Origin of the sequence: Streptomyces sp. NPDC059668 (assembly GCF_042734135.1) — a bacterium.
Taxonomy (GTDB): Bacteria; Actinomycetota; Actinomycetes; order Streptomycetales; family Streptomycetaceae; genus Streptomyces.
On record NZ_JBHWEL010000127.1, the window covers coordinates 1 to 14,891 of the forward strand.

At 71.7% G+C, this 14,891-nt stretch carries 14 protein-coding genes; 6 read left to right on the forward strand and 8 right to left on the reverse strand.

Translation table 11 applies throughout. The features are described from left to right. Positions 1-136: 136 nt before the first annotated feature. On the reverse strand, positions 137-709 hold the full coding sequence (locus ACFV2J_RS41540) for a cob(I)yrinic acid a,c-diamide adenosyltransferase (RefSeq protein WP_385096213.1): 573 nt from the start codon (positions 707-709) through the stop codon (positions 137-139). A 477-nt stretch (positions 710-1,186) separates the two neighbouring features. Here ACFV2J_RS41540 and ACFV2J_RS41545 point away from each other — a divergent pair, with 477 nt between their 5' ends. From ACFV2J_RS41545 to ACFV2J_RS41555, 3 genes are all read left to right on the forward strand, one after another. After that, positions 1,187-2,035, forward strand: coding sequence for a 3-hydroxyacyl-CoA dehydrogenase family protein (locus ACFV2J_RS41545; RefSeq protein ID WP_385096216.1), 849 nt, complete (start codon positions 1,187-1,189; stop codon positions 2,033-2,035). Positions 2,036-2,188: 153 nt separating this feature from the next. Continuing rightward, a complete protein-coding gene (locus tag ACFV2J_RS41550; RefSeq protein WP_153288568.1) occupies positions 2,189-2,512 on the forward strand; it encodes an STAS domain-containing protein in 324 nt (107 codons plus the stop codon). Positions 2,513-2,803: 291 nt separating this feature from the next. Next, complete coding sequence (locus tag ACFV2J_RS41555; RefSeq protein ID WP_385443674.1) at positions 2,804-5,341, forward strand: ATP-binding protein; 2,538 nt, start codon at positions 2,804-2,806, stop codon at positions 5,339-5,341. 94 nt (positions 5,342-5,435) lie between these two features. Here ACFV2J_RS41555 and nucS read toward each other — a convergent pair whose 3' ends face one another. Beyond that, the gene (nucS, locus tag ACFV2J_RS41560; RefSeq protein ID WP_385092495.1) at positions 5,436-6,107 is read right to left on the reverse strand and encodes an endonuclease NucS; all 672 of its coding nucleotides are present in this window, start codon (positions 6,105-6,107) and stop codon (positions 5,436-5,438) included. 243 nt (positions 6,108-6,350) lie between these two features. Between nucS and ACFV2J_RS41565 the strand changes: the two genes are divergently transcribed. Next, positions 6,351-6,743 carry an SCO5389 family protein gene (locus tag ACFV2J_RS41565; protein ID WP_101400700.1) on the forward strand — a complete coding sequence of 131 codons (393 nt, stop codon included), beginning with the start codon at positions 6,351-6,353 and terminating at the stop codon, positions 6,741-6,743. 81 nt (positions 6,744-6,824) lie between these two features. On the opposite strand, the gene ACFV2J_RS41570 is transcribed toward ACFV2J_RS41565, so the two are convergent. Further along, positions 6,825-7,853 (reverse strand): LLM class flavin-dependent oxidoreductase, encoded by a 1,029-nt coding sequence (locus tag ACFV2J_RS41570; RefSeq protein ID WP_385092492.1) that lies wholly within the window; start codon positions 7,851-7,853, stop codon positions 6,825-6,827. A gap of 219 nt (positions 7,854-8,072) precedes the next feature. Here ACFV2J_RS41570 and ACFV2J_RS41575 point away from each other — a divergent pair, with 219 nt between their 5' ends. Then, positions 8,073-8,405 carry an ATP/GTP-binding protein gene (locus ACFV2J_RS41575; protein WP_385092489.1) on the forward strand — a complete coding sequence of 111 codons (333 nt, stop codon included), beginning with the start codon at positions 8,073-8,075 and terminating at the stop codon, positions 8,403-8,405. A 32-nt stretch (positions 8,406-8,437) separates the two neighbouring features. Here ACFV2J_RS41575 and ACFV2J_RS41580 read toward each other — a convergent pair whose 3' ends face one another. From ACFV2J_RS41580 to ACFV2J_RS41590, 3 genes are all read right to left on the reverse strand, one after another. Then, positions 8,438-9,283 carry an ABC transporter permease gene (locus ACFV2J_RS41580; protein ID WP_385092486.1) on the reverse strand — a complete coding sequence of 282 codons (846 nt, stop codon included), beginning with the start codon at positions 9,281-9,283 and terminating at the stop codon, positions 8,438-8,440. After that, a complete protein-coding gene (locus ACFV2J_RS41585) occupies positions 9,280-10,539 on the reverse strand; it encodes an ABC transporter ATP-binding protein (protein ID WP_385092483.1) in 1,260 nt (419 codons plus the stop codon). The genes ACFV2J_RS41580 and ACFV2J_RS41585 overlap by 4 nt, the downstream gene beginning before the upstream one ends. A 251-nt stretch (positions 10,540-10,790) precedes the next feature. Continuing rightward, positions 10,791-11,681, reverse strand: coding sequence for a hypothetical protein (locus ACFV2J_RS41590; protein WP_385092480.1), 891 nt, complete (start codon positions 11,679-11,681; stop codon positions 10,791-10,793). A gap of 285 nt (positions 11,682-11,966) precedes the next feature. On the opposite strand from ACFV2J_RS41590, the gene ACFV2J_RS41595 reads away from it, so the two are divergent. Continuing rightward, positions 11,967-12,863, forward strand: coding sequence for a hypothetical protein (locus ACFV2J_RS41595; RefSeq protein WP_385092477.1), 897 nt, complete (start codon positions 11,967-11,969; stop codon positions 12,861-12,863). 78 nt (positions 12,864-12,941) lie between these two features. Here the strand turns inward: ACFV2J_RS41595 and ACFV2J_RS41600 are convergent, their stop codons facing one another. Together ACFV2J_RS41600 and ACFV2J_RS41605 are read right to left on the reverse strand one after the other, a co-directional pair. Continuing rightward, the gene (locus tag ACFV2J_RS41600) at positions 12,942-13,712 is read right to left on the reverse strand and encodes an ABC transporter permease (RefSeq protein WP_385092474.1); all 771 of its coding nucleotides are present in this window, start codon (positions 13,710-13,712) and stop codon (positions 12,942-12,944) included. Between the two features lie 2 nt (positions 13,713-13,714). Then, positions 13,715-14,665, reverse strand: coding sequence for an ABC transporter ATP-binding protein (locus tag ACFV2J_RS41605; protein ID WP_385092472.1), 951 nt, complete (start codon positions 14,663-14,665; stop codon positions 13,715-13,717). Between the last annotated feature and the right edge of the window lie 226 nt (positions 14,666-14,891).

Consider the following 14,891-nt stretch of genomic DNA (forward strand, 5'->3'; position numbering starts at 1 on the left):
CCTCTCTAAACATTCTTCTCCTTCCTTCCCCCCTGGCCCGGCCCCGCCCGCCCCCCCGCGGGCGTGGGTCGGGGTGGGGCCCGTGCGGCGCGCCCCGCCCCCCCCCCCCCCCCGGCCTTTCCGGGACCGGGGTGGGTCAGCGTTCCCCGCCGGGCACCCACAGGACGTCGCCGGTCGCCTTGTTCGCCGTCCGCGCCAGGATGAAGAGCAGGTCGGAGAGGCGGTTGAGGTAGGTGGCGGTCAGCGGGTTCATCAGCTCGCCGTGCGCTTCGAGAGCGGCCCACGTCGAGCGCTCGGCACGCCGCACCACCGTGCACGCCTGGTGCAGCAGTGCCGCGCCGGGCGTACCGCCGGGCAGGATGAAGGAGCGGAGTTTCTCCAGTTCCTCGTTGAAGCGGTCGCAGTCCGCCTCCAGCCGGTCGATGTAGAACTGCTCGACGCGCAGGGGCGGGTACGCGGGGTTCTCGGCCACGGGGGTCGACAGGTCGGCGCCCACGTCGAACAGGTCGTTCTGCACACGGGTGAGGACGGTCACGACGTCCTCGGCGAGCCCGCCGAGCGCGATGGCCGTACCGAGCACCGCGTTCGCCTCGTTGGCGTCCGCGTACGCCGAGATCCGCAGATCGGTCTTGGGGACCCGGCTCATGTCCCCGAGGGCGGTGGTGCCCTGGTCGCCGGTCCTGGTGTAGATGCGCGTCAGATTGACCATGGGGTCAGCGTAGTTAGGCCCCGGCCTTCCGGAGGGCAGGTGTGCCCGCCGTCACGGTGGGCACAGAGGGGGGCCGGAGACGGCCGGGACACCGCGGGGGCCGTGGGCGCCGGCGCCGCGTCGACGCGGCCGTCGTGCGCCGCGTCCACCGGACGGCGCAGTGGCCGGAGGGGGAGCTCCGCCGGGCGGTCGGCGGGGACGTCGGGCGGGCGGTCGGCGGGGGCCTCGGGCGGGAGACGGGGCCGGCCGCAATCCGGACGAACTGCCGCGCGGAGCGGTCGTCCTCCTCGACGGGGCACGGCGCCTGTTGGGCGGGAAGGGGCTCAACTACGGGGTGCGCGACGCGGTATGAGCCATCCGGTGTGATGTCCGTCAGATGAGACGTGACGCGCATTACTTACCGGTCACACAGGCCGTCACGAGCGCTAGTGTCCGCCGGAGAGACAGACTTATACAGCGCGTCAGGGGAGTCGCACAGTGGCACGGAAGCTCGCCGTCATCGGAGCCGGCCTGATGGGGTCCGGCATCGCCCAGGTGTCCGCGCAGGCGGGCTGGGACGTCGTCCTGCGCGACGTCACCGACGAGGCGCTGAAGCGTGGCACGGACGGGATCAAGGCCTCCTACGACCGGTTCGTGAGCAAGGGCAGGATGGAGGCGCACGACGCCGACGCCGCGCTCGCCCGGATCACCCCGACCACCGACCTCGACGACGCCGCGGACGCGGACGTCGTGGTCGAGGCGGTGTTCGAGAAGCTCGAGGTCAAGCACGAGATCTTCCGGACCCTGGACAAGATCGTCCGACCCGACGCCGTCCTCGCCTCCAACACCTCCGCGATCCCGATCACCAAGATCGCGGCGGCCACCGAGCACCCCGAGCGGGTCGTCGGGGTCCACTTCTTCTCGCCGGTGCCGATGATGCAGCTGTGCGAACTGGTGCGCGGTTACAAGACGAGCGACGAGACCCTCGCCACCGCGAAGGAGTTCGCCGAGTCCGTCGGCAAGACGTGCATCGTCGTCAACCGTGACGTGGCCGGCTTCGTGACGACCCGTCTCATCTCGGCCCTCGTCGTCGAGGCGACCAAGCTGTACGAATCCGGCGTGGCGAGCGCGGAGGACATCGACCTGGCCTGCAAGCTGGGCTTCGGACACGCCATGGGACCACTCGCCACGGCCGACCTGACCGGCGTGGACATCCTGCTGCACGCCACCGGCAACATCTACACCGAGACCCAGGACGAGAAGTTCGCCCCGCCGGAGCTGATGCGCCGGATGGTTGACGCCGGTGACATCGGGCGCAAGAGCGGGCAGGGCTTCTACAAGCACTGAAACCGCGTGCACCTCAGGAGCATCACCCCATGAGGTGAATTCGGTATCGGTTCGCTTACAGACGGCAACCTCTGCGCCCTCAGGGCAGTCAGACGGTGCACACGGAAGACGCAGGCTGACGCAGCGTACGAGACGCACTCCCGGGGAGCGCATATGTACATCAGGGGCGACCACGCCGAGGTGGTCGTCGGGGGCCGCCTCGACGTACGCAGCGCGGCGGACGCCCGTACGGTCCTGCACTCGGCCGTCGACGACGGAACCGGCGACCTGGTGCTCGACCTGTCCGAGCTGGACTCCTGGGACGCCACCGGGCTCGGTGTCATCATGGGCGCCCACCGACGGGCCGGGCGGTGCGGCCGCCGGCTCGTGCTGCGCGGCGTACCACCGCAGATGCAGCGTCTGCTGGTGGCCACCCGGCTGCACCGGATCCTCGCGATCGAGGGCGGCATCGGGGTCGAGTCCCTGCCCCGGGTGTGACCCGGTCGCGGACCCCCGTGCGGAGCCGGCCGGGTGAGCCCCGGCGTGCGCGCCCCGGGCGACGTACCACCTGAGCGGCGTACGAAACGTACGACGCGCACAATCCTCATGAAGCTGTGACGTCTCGGGCCGCGCGGTACCCCGGCTGTTCCTGGATACTGTGCGAAGGTTTAGGGTTCGGCTGCCCGCCGCCCGAAACCCTGAGAGCGGGCACCGGACCAGAAGCGACAGCGCGGTGTGCACCACGGCCGGGAGGGGCTCGGCACACGACGCTTTTGGGGGGCTTGGAACATGGACCCGAACAACCGGGAATCCGAGGAGTACGTCCACGACGACGGTCGGGCGCCTCGCCCGCGCCCGCCACGCGATCCGCTCGCGACAGACCTCGGGCAGCACACGCCCGCACTGGCCCGTACCGTCCAGCTGGTCTCGGGCGACTTCCTGCTCACCGTCAATCCCGTCGACGGCAGCGAGATAAAGACCTGCCCGCCGGACGAGCGTCCGCAGCGCCCCGTGAAGTTCACCGCCGCCGAGCGTGCCGAACTGAGCAGGGCCGCCCAGCCGCCCGTACCGGCGGGACCCGCCCAGCCCCGACTGCCGCTCCTGGAGCGCCAGGAGGAGCGCGAACAGCTGGTCCGCCTGCTGGCGCGCGGACGCTCCGTACGCCTCACCGGCCCCGCCGGCTCGGGCCGCACCAGCCTGCTCCAAGCCGTCGCCGAGGACTGCGCGGACCTCGCGCCCGACGGCGTCGTCCGTCTCTCCGGCTACCGGCGCGGCGCCGACGACCTCCTGCACGACCTCTTCGCCGCCGTGTACCGCGCGCCCCTGCACCGTCCGGAACGGGACGAGCTGAGCGAGCTCGTCCACGCGATCGGCGCGGTCGTCGTCCTCGACGACGCGGAGATCGGCGGTGCCGCGCTGGACGAGCTCCTCGACGCCACACCCGAGTGCGCGTTCCTCGTCGCCTCGACCCCCGACATCCCCGCGCCGACCGCCGACTCCCTCGTCGAAGAGGTGTACCTCGGCGGCCTCGGGCGCGGCGGCGGCCTCGAACTCCTGGAGCGTGCCGTCGGACGCGCGCTCACCGAGGAGGAGGCGAACTGGGCGGGCGACCTGTGGTTCGAGTCCGAGGGACTCCCGCTGCGCTTCATGCAGGCCGGCGCGCTGCTGCGGCAGCGCGACCAGCTGAGCGCCGACCCGGGCGCCTTCGACGCGTACGGCTACTTCGAGGACGCCCCGGCGGAGGCGTCCGCGGACGGCGAGGAGGGCCCCGCGATACCGCTGCCCTCGCTCGCCGAGGGCGCGGCCCCCGCCTCCCTGCTCGCGTCCCGGCTCAGCGAGTCGGCCCGCGCCACCCTGCGGTTCGCCGTCGCCCTGGGGGGCGAGGTGCCGCACCAGGCGCATCTGCCCGCCCTCATGGGCGACACCCACGCCGACGCCGCGCTCGCCGAACTGGCGAGCTGCTCGCTGGTCTCCCCGGTCGGCTCCCGCTACCGGCTCGCGGCCGGTGTGCAGGCGCAGCTGGAGACCGCCGGTTACGCCGACGACATCGAGGAGCAGGCCCGCGCCGCGGCCCAGCACTACACCTGGTGGGCCGGACACCCCTCGGTGACCCCGGAGCGGGTCTGCGCCGAGGCCGACGCCGTGCTCGCCGCGCTCGGGGTGCTGGTCCCGCTCAGCACGGCCCCGGCCGACGAGGAGGAGGAGAACCCGGCCGTGCTGCTGGCGCACACGGCCGCGCCCGCGTTCGCCGCCGGGCTGCACTGGAGCGCCTGGGAGCGGGCCCTGAGGGCCGGCGCCGAGGCCTCCCAGCTCGCCGGGGTCGTCGGCGAACAGGCCTACTTCCACCACGAGTTGGGCATCCTCGCACTCTGCGAAGGCCAGCTGGACCGGGCCCGCGCCGAGCTGGAGGCCTCCATCGGGCTGCGCGGCGCCCTCGCCGACAAGCGGGGCACCGTGGCGGGCCGCCGCGCCCTCGCGCTGGTCGCCGACCGCTCCGGCGAGGTCCTGCCCGGCGTCCTCGCGACGGCGGGCGAGGAGGTGCCCGACGCGCGGCACGAGGAGTCCGCCTCGCCGCCCGGTGGCGTACCGTCCGCGTTCCCCCTGGTGGCGCTCTCCGATCCGTACGGCGAGGCCTCGACGCTGCTCACCCACCGGTCGCAGCCGGGTCCGGACAAGCACGTGGGGGTCGCCGGGCGGCTGGTGAGCGGTACCCGCCGCAACCTGGTCGCGGCGGGCGCGGGCGCGCTCCTGGTGGCCGTGCTCGGCACCGTGGTGACGCTCGGCGCGACCTCGAACAACAACAGCGACACCCCGTCCGAGAAGGTCGGGGTCAACCCCTCGGCGAGCCAGGGCGCCGACGAGGGCAGTCTCGGCGCGGAACAGCCGAAGAAGGGCGAGGACGACGGCGGGAAGGGCCCGGGCGTGGTGAGCACGCCGACCGATCCCGGTCCGGACGGCACGTACGGGACGTCGGACGACCCGACGCCGCCTGCCGACGCGAAGCCGTCGGACGACCCGAGCGGAACGCACGGATCGGGCGGGAAGCCGTCGAAGTCGCCGTCCAAGCCGACCTCGAAGCCGACGACGGCCAAGCCGTCGTCGTCCCCGTCGAGGCCGTCCACGAGCCCTTCCACGCCGAAGCCGTCGACGAGCTCCTCCTCGCCGTCGCCCTCCGGCACCCCCAGTCCGTCGACGCAGCCGTCCACCACCGACACCGCGAGCGGCCCCGGCGCACCGGCCGGCACCGCCACCGTCGGCGCCCCGGAGAGCAGTTCCGCCGGTGTGCCGTCGAGCGGCGCCGGGTCTCCGGGCGGCGCGGTGATCTGAGGCCGGAATCGGAGGAGAGGGCCGGGTCCGTCCTCGGACCCGGCCCTCTCCTGTGCGTTCGTGCGCGTCGGCGCCGAGGTCTCGGCGGCGCGCGTCAGAACAGGCGCAGTTTGTCGTCCTCGATGCCGCGCAGCGCGTTGTAGTCCAGGACCGTGCAGCCGATGCCGCGGTCCGTGGCGAGGACGCGGGCCTGCGGCTTGATCTCCTGGGCGGCGAAGATGCCGCGGACCGGCGCGAGGTGCGGGTCGCGGTTGAGGAGTTCGAGGTAGCGGGTGAGCTGCTCCACGCCGTCGATCTCACCGCGCCGCTTGATCTCGATGGCGACGGTGCGGCCCTCGGCGTCGCGGCACAGGATGTCGACGGGACCGATGGCCGTCATGTACTCGCGGCGGATGAGCGTGTAGCCCTCGCCGAGGGTGTCGATGCGGTCCGCGAGGAGCTCCTGGAGGTGCGCTTCCACGCCGTCCTTGATCAGGCCGGGATCGACGCCGAGTTCGTGCGAGGAGTCGTGCAGGATCTCCTCCATCGTGATGATGAGTTTCTCGCCCGCCTTGTTGATGACGGTCCAGACGCCCTCCTCCTCGCCCGCGCCCTCCTTCAGGGTGCACGGCGGCGACATCCAGTTGAGGGGCTTGTAGGCGCGGTCGTCCGCGTGGATCGAGACGCTGCCGTCCGCCTTCACCAGGATGAGGCGGGGGGCCGACGGGAGATGGGCGGTGAGCCGGCCCGCGTAGTCAACGGAGCAGCGGGCAATGACGAGACGCATGGTCGGCAACGCTACTCGACGGGCACAGGTCGACGCGATTCGCCCTGGAAGACGCCTGTTCGGTGGTGGCTGATTGTGTGCCTAGTGGGAGTTCACTATGTGCGCATTCTCCTGGTGCCGTCACGGTCCGTTGCTTACCGTATAAACGGGAGGTCGCGATGCGTGTACTCAGCGTGTTGGAGATCGCGAGTTCCCTCATCTGTCCGGCAACCCCCGCGCTCTGGGGGTGCGAGAGGAGAACCCATGTCGCTCGACGTCTCACCGGCCCTACTCGAAAAGGCCGAGCGAGGCGAGGTCGACGAAGCTGAATTCGTCGACTGCGTCCGGACCTCCCTGCCCTACGCATGGGAGATGATCAGCTCCCTGGTGGCTCAGCTGAAGGTGGACGGCGGCAACTTCGCCGACAACCAGACGCCTCCGCCGGACGAGCAGGCACGTGGCCAGCTGCTGCGTGCGCTCGCGAGTGACGCGATACGCGGCGCGCTGCAGCGGCACTTCGGTGTGCGGCTGGCCTTCCAGAACTGCCACCGGGTGGCGGTGTTCCCACTGGACGCCTCAGTGGACGACACACTGGCACGCTTCACCTCGGTGCGCAGTCAGTTGCTGAACCAGTCGCCGGAGTTCCGCGACTGCTGACGCCTTGATGCCGCACTGCTTGCCGCTCCGTACGCGGGAGGTGCATCTGTACCGGGGCGGCAAGCTTCCCGCGTGCGGGGCTCAGCCGAGGTGGGGAAGTACCTCGGCGCCGAGCCTGCGCACGTTCTCCTCCGTCGCCGCAAGGTCGCCCGAGCCCTCGACGAGCAGGGCGAAGCGGGAGATGCCGGTCCGCTCCGCGGTCGCCGCGAGCCGGTCCGCGCACAGCCGCGGGGTGCCCACCGGGTGCAGCCCGCAGAGCAGTTCGGTGTACGCGTGCGGGTCCCGCATCGAGCGAGCACGGCCGTCGACCGTCACATGGGCGTCCAGTCCCTGCTTCAGCCAGCCCGGCATGGCCTTGAGGAGCGTCTCCACGGCGTCGGTGCGGCGGTCCGCGATCTGGCAGACGCCGGCGGAGACATGGGCCGCGGCGCGGATCTCGTCCGCGGAGCGTCCCGCCACACGCGCGTACTGCCGCCACAGGGCCACCATTTCGGCCTTCTCCTCGTCACCGACGTGCATGCCGAGGAGCATCGGCAGTCCGCGTTCGGCCGCCAGCCGCACACTCGCCGGCGAGGTGCAGGCGACCACGACCTCGGGGCCGGCGGAGCCGCTCAGCGCCTCCGAGGGCCTGGGGACGACGGGGACCTCCCGGAAGGCGAAGCGCTCGCCGTGGGCCTCCACGGACGGGTCGCGCAGCCAGCGCATCAGCAGGTCGAGTGATTCGGGGAACCCCTTCTCGTACGCCTCCAGGCCCGAGCCGAAGACCTCCAGGTCGACCCAGGGGCCGCCGCGTCCCACGCCCAGCGAGAAGCGGCCGCCGGACGTCACGTGCAGCAGCGCGGCCTGCTCGCCGAGCGCCACCGGGTGGACGGTGGGCAGTACGCTCACCGCGGTGCCGACGCGGATGCGGCTGGTGCGGCCGAGCAGCAGGGCGGCGAGGGTGACGGCCGACGGGCACGTCCCGTACGGCACGAAGTGGTGCTCCGCCAGCCACACCGCGTCGAGCCCGGACGCCTCCGCGACCTCGGCCGTCCGCACCGCCCGGTGCAGCGCCTCTCCCTGGCCCTGTCCGGGGAACTGGGCCGCCAGTACAAAACTTCCAACGTGCATGGTGCTTCCTGCTTCCTCGGCTCCGACGCGGAGCTCCCCCGACCGCATAACCGTCCGACACGTGCCGAAGACACGGCTTGTCGGAGAGATTTCCGGATTGTCTGCAGAATGCTCCGACGGGAGGGCGATCCGGGTGGGTTGTGAGGTACGCGTACCCCTGTGGGTGCCGCGTAGGCTGGACGAGGCCCCTGCCCCCTGTACAGCTCCGTGAGGTGTCCTGTGTCCCCGCGTCGCAACCGTTCCAAGGGTTCCGACCCCTCCGGCCGGAGCGCGGAGGACGACCGCTCCGGGCGGTACGGCGGCTGGCAGTCCACGGAGAGCTGGCAGGGCGAGGAGTGGAGCGTGCGTCATGTGGCGGGCGCCAGCGCGCAGGGCAAGACCTACCGCTGCCCGGGCTGCGACCAGATGATCCCCTCCGGCCTCCCGCACGTGGTGGCCTGGCCGGAGCACTCGGGCGTCGACGAACGCCGTCACTGGCACAAGGCCTGCTGGAACGCGAAGGACCGCCGCACCACGCGGGTGCAGCGGTCCCGTAACGCGCCCAGGTTCTAGGCGACTTCAGGTTCCTGTGGGGGTTCGGGGCGTCACACGTCCCGGCGGTCCAGGAGGACGAAGGCGCCGACGATGGCGGCCGCCGTCACTCCGGCGAGCAGGCCGAGCTGCGCGCCGCCGTGGCCGCTCTCCCGGTCGATCTGGAAGATCCGGGCGAGGGCGTTGGGGGCGTTGTACTCCTGCATCTTCTCGCCGAGCGTCCGCATGCTCTCGGACATCATCAGGAACGCCGGCATGATCGCGGGCACCAGCACGACGCCGAGCATCGTGGTGATCGCGCCCGCCGAGTGACGCAGCATCGAGCCCACCGCGAGCGCCAGGACGCCGAGCAGCGACACGTACAGCGCACCCATCACGACGGTGCCGCCCCACGGCACCGGGGACGGTTGGCTGTGCATCCCCTCGGTGATCAGGCCGACCAGCCCGATCGCGAAGGCCGAGACGACGAACGCCACCGCGAAGAAGATGATCAGCTTCGCGGCGAGCACCCGGTGCCGCTGCGGCGAGGCCGTGAACGTCGTGCGGATCATGCCGGTGCCGTACTCGGACGAGACGACCAGCACGCCCAGCGTGATCAGGCATATCTGCCCGAGCATCAGGCCGAAGAACGCCGGGATCGTGTACGGCACGTCGCCGAAGTCCTCGTTCGTGGTCTGCGCGGCGACCAGGAAGCCGATGCCGATCACCAGCAGCAGGAAGATGCCGAGCGTCCACAGCGTGGAGCGCACCGACCTGATCTTCGTCCACTCCGAGGTGAGCGCGTGCCCGAGGTGGGTGCGGGTGATCGGGATCGGCGAGGTGTACGACGTGCCGGGCGCCGGGTGCCATTCGGGGGCAGCGGCGGTCTGCTGCGGCATCGGGGGCTGGGGCGTGCTCATCGGGCGTCCTCGGGCTTGGTCAGGTCGGCGGCGGGCGCGGGTGCCGGGGCGGCGGGCGCCGGGGTCCCCGCGGGGGCCTGCGGAGCGGCGTACGGGTTGACGTCCGCGGCACCGGGGGCGGCCGGGGCGCCGTACGGACCGTGACCCGCACCGGGGGCGACGGGAGCGGCGTACGGGCCGGCCTGGGGCTGTCCCTGGGGCATCGCGAAGGGCGGCTGTCCGCCGTGCTGGGGCGGCGGCGGGGCGTACCAGCCCGGCTGGCCCTGGCCCGCCACCGGCAGGTGCGGCGGCGGCACGGCACCCGGCGGGAGCTGCTGCTGGAGCCCGGCCCGCTGGTCGGTCGTCGAGCGGTAGTCGACGGCGCCCTGTGTCATCCGCATGTACGCCTCCTCCAACGAGGCCTGGTGCGGCGACAGTTCCCACAGGCGTACGTCGGCGGCGTGCGCGAGGTCGCTGATGCGGGGCAGCGGCAGTCCGGTGACCCGCAGGCCGCCGTCCTGCTCGGGCAGGACCTGGCCGCCCGCCTCGGTCAGCGCGGCCGTCAGCTTCTCGCGCTGCTGCGGCTCCGTGTCCGGGGTGCGGACCCGGGCGAAGTCGGCCGAGTTGTGCGAGATGAAGTCCTTGATGTTCTGGTCGGCGAGCAGCTGGCCGCGGCCGATCACGATCAGATGGTCGGCGGTCAGCGCCATCTCGCTCATCAGGTGCGAGGAGACGAAGACCGTACGGCCCTCCGCCGCGAGCGCCTTCATGAGGTTGCGGACCCAGAGGATGCCCTCGGGGTCGAGACCGTTGACCGGTTCGTCGAAGAGCAGCACCTGCGGGTCGCCGAGCAGCGCGGCGGCGATGCCGAGCCGCTGCCCCATACCGAGCGAGAAGCCCTTGGAGCGTTTCCTGGCCACGTCCTGGAGACCGACCACACCGAGCACCTCGTCCACCCGGCGGGCCGGGATGCCCGACAGCTGGGCGAGGCAGAGCAGGTGGTTGCGGGCGTGCCGGCCGCCGTGCACGGCCTTGGCGTCGAGGAGCGCGCCGACCTGGCGGGGCGCGTTCGGCAGCTTGCGGTACGGGAAGCCGCCGATCGTCACCCGGCCCGCGGAGGGGTTGTCGAGGCCGAGGATCATCCGCATCGTCGTCGACTTGCCGGAGCCGTTGGGCCCGAGGAAGCCGGTGACGGCGCCCGGCCGCACCTGGAAGGAAAGGTTGTACACGGCCGTCTTGGCGCCGTAGCGCTTCGTCAGGCCGACTGCCTCGATCATGCTCCGCACCCATCGAAAGGTTCAGGACGTCGGGGCGCACGCCCCCGTAAGGCTTAGGAGGATATCGGGGCGCTGACGGTTCCGCTCAAGAGAAAGTAAAACCGTGCAGGTCACGCGGGGGACGGGCACGAAAGGCATCGACGGGGAGGTCCCGCCTCCGCCCCCGATCTTGTCAGGTACTCGTCGTCCCAGGTCAGGCCGGAAAGGGGACCCCGGAGCCGGGCCGCGCGCACCCCGGCGACGGCGTCCCCTCAGCCCCGGTGCGGCAGCGAGTCGTCCAGGGGCGGCAGGTCGTCGTACAGCCGCAGTTCGGCCGCGTCGTCGACGTACGGCAGGAAGTCCGTCTGCGGCAGTACCCAGCCCTCCTCGCCGAAGACGAGCGTGCCCCGCTCGCGCAGCGCGCGGTCGGCTCCGGCCCGCCGCACCCAGGCCGCCGGATCGGGCCCGAGCAGCTCCCGCAGCCGGGCGGAGCCGGCGAGCAGCGCGGCGAGCAGCTCCGCCTGGTCACCGCCGCCCGGCCGCGGCCGTCCGGTGGCCGGGTCCGCCAGCACCCCGTGCGCGCTGAAGTAGATGTACGCGCCGCCGAGCCGCTCCCCGGAGGGCATCGTCATCTCGAACGCGTCGCCGGGCAGTATCGCCCGCCGGTAGTCCGGGAACTCGGTGTCGTCGACCGCCTTCAGCTGCGTCGGGTCCAGCCAGGTGACGACCAGCGTGGTCGCGGCGCCCCGGTCGACGTACGGCGTCCCCGCCACGTAACCCGCCGGACTGATGTGCCCCGAGCACCCCACCCCGATGCCGTGCACCCGCACCGGCACCATCGGAACGGTCGCCGGGATGCCGAGCCGGGTGAGCTTGTGGGCGACCTGGCCCGGGGAGGCGTTCGAACCGACCGCGATCACCGGGTGGCGGTTGCCGGTGCCGGCCTGGCCGAGGCCGGCCAGCGCCTCGTCCAGCCGCTGCTGCGCCTGGCGCTCCTCCACGTACCACTCGCCGAGCCGCAGCGGCCGAACGTCGAGCTGGAGCAGCTCGCCGCCGGTCAGCAGGGAGGGCTCGGGCGTGGGGCGGCCCGGATAGGTGAGCGGCTGCTTGGCGGGCACGTCGTCCAGGCCCAGCGCCTGGAGGCTTCGGTCCTTCGTCGTCACGGTGACGCCCTTCGGGGGTGGTCGCGCGATACGGGCACAGCCTTTCACGCGAGATGTACCCGGGGCGGGGCCCGGTCTCGCCCACCGCGGCAGGGTTGGCCGGAACGGACACCGGGAATCATGCCGTCCCATTCTACGAGTGGGGACGAAGTCGGTTACGGGGGAAGCAAGTTGAGGCGTACGAGACAAGGGGCGGATGCCGGGGGAGCGGCGGGGCGGGGGCGGACGCATCCGCGCTTCCGTACGTCCGTTCGCTGGTGGATCGCCGGACGGACCGTCCACGCGTTGCTGCTGATGACGCTGGGCGCGCTGGCCGGGCTCTCCGTCGTCATCGCGACGGCCTGGACGCTGACCGAGCACTCCGCGCATTCGATGGCGGAGCGGTTCTCGAACGGGGAGCGGCTGCTCGACCTCAGTCTCGCGGTGCTGCGGGCCAGCGTCGGCACGGACAGTCTGTCGCCCGAACCGGACAGCACCGCGCATCAGCTGCTCGCCACGGTCGCCTCCGTCACCGGTGCCCTGGTGCCCGCGGTGCTGCTGGGCATCGTGCTGATCAAGATGTTCGCGCTGCGGCCGTTCGTCTGGCGGCAGCGGGCCAGCATCTCGCACGCCTGGACCGCCGACTTCCCGGGCTACTCGCGGCTCCACGCGGACAGCGAGGACGCGATCATCGCCGTCCGCTTCTACAACCGCTTCGACAACCTGTCCGTCGTGGATCTGCGCGCCCGTGCCCATCTGCGCTATCTGGAGCGCTCCCCGCACGACGGCAGCCTGGTCATCTACAAGCAGTGGCTGAAGGTCCTGGACGCCAGGGGGGAGCCGGCCGACGAGCGGTACTGGCTCGCGGTCGAGCGCGGGGCGCCGTTCACGGTGTGGATACCGGTCCAGGCGCCGGTGGCCGAGCTGCCGTTCCGGCACATCCAGGGCAAGGACCTCACCGGTTCGCACGGCGTGAAGCTGCTGGTGCGGCTGACGGCGCGGACCGTGGGCCTGGGCACCGAGGTCGCCGACGAGCGCTGGTTCGACCTGGAGGCCGGCGACTTCGAACTGGGCCGCTTCGTGCCGTTGCAGCCCGACCTCGACAGGGACGTGTGGCGGTGGGAGGGCTGGACGGACTTCGACGGGCTGATCCAGGGTCCGCCGCCGCCCGACGACGGCGACGTCACCCGCCCCGCCCCCTGAACACCCGCCCTGCCGCGGCCCGCAGCCGTCCGTCCTCCGCCCCGCGTGCCGCCGTCACCCGATCCGAACGGCAGGACCCTAGGCGTCCCGCCTCTTGAGCACCGCGTAGCCCCCCAGGAGCGCCGCGGCCACCCAGAACACCATGATCGCGAGGCCGCCCCAGGGCCCGTACGGGGTGTCGTCGCCGATCGGGGTCACCACCCGCATGATCTTGCTGCCGGCCTGGTCGGGCAGATAGCGGCCGATCTTCTTGGTCGCGGAGACCGCGCCGAGGATGTTGGAGATCAGGAAGAAGAACGGCATCAGGATGCCCAGCGAGAGCATCGGACTGCGCAGCATCGTCGCCACACCCATCGAGAACACCGCGATGAGCGTCATGTACAGCCCGCCGCCGATCACCGCGCGCAGCACCCCGTGGTCGCCGATCGACGCCCGGTGCGTGCCGAGCGTCGCCTGCCCGAGGAAGAACGCGACGAAGCTGGTGACGATGCCGACCACGAACGCGAGCCCCGTCGCCACCGCGACCTTGCTGAAGAGGAACGTGGCGCGCTGCGGGACCGCGGCGAGCGAGGTGCGGATCATGCCGGTGCTGTACTCGTTGCCGACCACCAGCACCCCGAACACGATCATCGCGAGCTGACCGAGGCTCATTCCGGCGAAGCTGATGTACGTCGGGTCGAAGGAGAGCCGGTCCTTCGTGTCCAGCTTGTCGAACTCGTTCTTGGACAGCAGTGAGATCAGGATGCCGAGCGCGATCGTGACGACGGCGGCGAGGCCGAGTGTCCAGACCGTGGACGCAACGGACCGGATCTTGGTCCACTCGGACCTGAGGACCTGGGAGGCCGCCATGCTCAGGAATCCTTCCGCCAGTCGCCGCCCCACTCGCGGGACGGGGTGTCGGAGTGCGCGTGGTATTCCACCGACTCCGCGGTCAGCTGCATGAACGCCTCTTCGAGGGAGGCCTGCTGGGGACTCAGCTCGTGCAGCACGAGCTGGTGACGCGCGGCCAGCTCACCGATCTGCTCGGACTTGCCGCCGTCCACCTCCAGGGCGCCGCTGCCGCTCTCCACGACGGTGATCCCGGCCTCGTGCAGCAGGTCGAGCAGCCGTTCACGCTGCGGGGTGCGGATCCTGACGTACGACCGGGAGTTGCGCTGGATGAAGTCGGCCATGGAGGTGTCGGCCAGCAGCCGGCCCTGTCCGATGACGACGAGGTGGTCGGCGGTCAGCGCCATCTCGCTCATCAGGTGGCTGGACACGAAGACGGTCCGCCCCTGGGCGGCCAGCGACTTCATCAGGTTGCGGATCCAGTGGATGCCCTCGGGGTCGAGGCCGTTGACCGGCTCGTCGAACATCAGGATCCGCGGGTCGCCGAGCAGCGCGCCCGCGATGCCGAGCCGCTGGCCCATGCCCAGCGAGAAGCCCTTGGCCTTCTTCCGCGCGACCGCGGTCAGTCCCACCGTGTCGAGGACCTCGTCCACCCGCGCCCTCGGGATGCCGTTGCTCTGCGCGAGACAGAGAAGGTGGTTGAAGGCGCTGCGGCCCCCGTGCATGGCCTTGGCGTCCAGCAGGGCGCCGATGTACTTCAGCGGGTCCTTGAGGTGGTCGTAGTGCTGGCCGTCGATCCGTACGTCGCCCGCGGTGGGCCGGTCGAGCCCGAGCATCATCCGCATGGTGGTGGACTTGCCGGCGCCGTTGGGCCCGAGGAACCCCGTCACGATGCCTGGTCTGACGGCGAAGGACAGCTGATCGACCGCCACCTTCTCGCCGTACCGCTTGGTCAGCCCCTCGAGCTCGATCATGCGGCCACGGTAGGGCGGACCCCAAGGCCGCGCTACTTGGGCGAGCGGGTCTTTGCCGCTTGTTCACCGGGGTTCACGACCACGCCCCCGGGGCTTGTCGCGCAGTTCCCCGCGCCCCCCTGCCGCCGTACACGGCTGCGGCCCGCACCCCCGGCGGGGGCGGGCCGGGGAGCTTTACTATTCAGTAGCAGCCCGCCACCAGAGCACGGTTGATATCGGTGGTGGG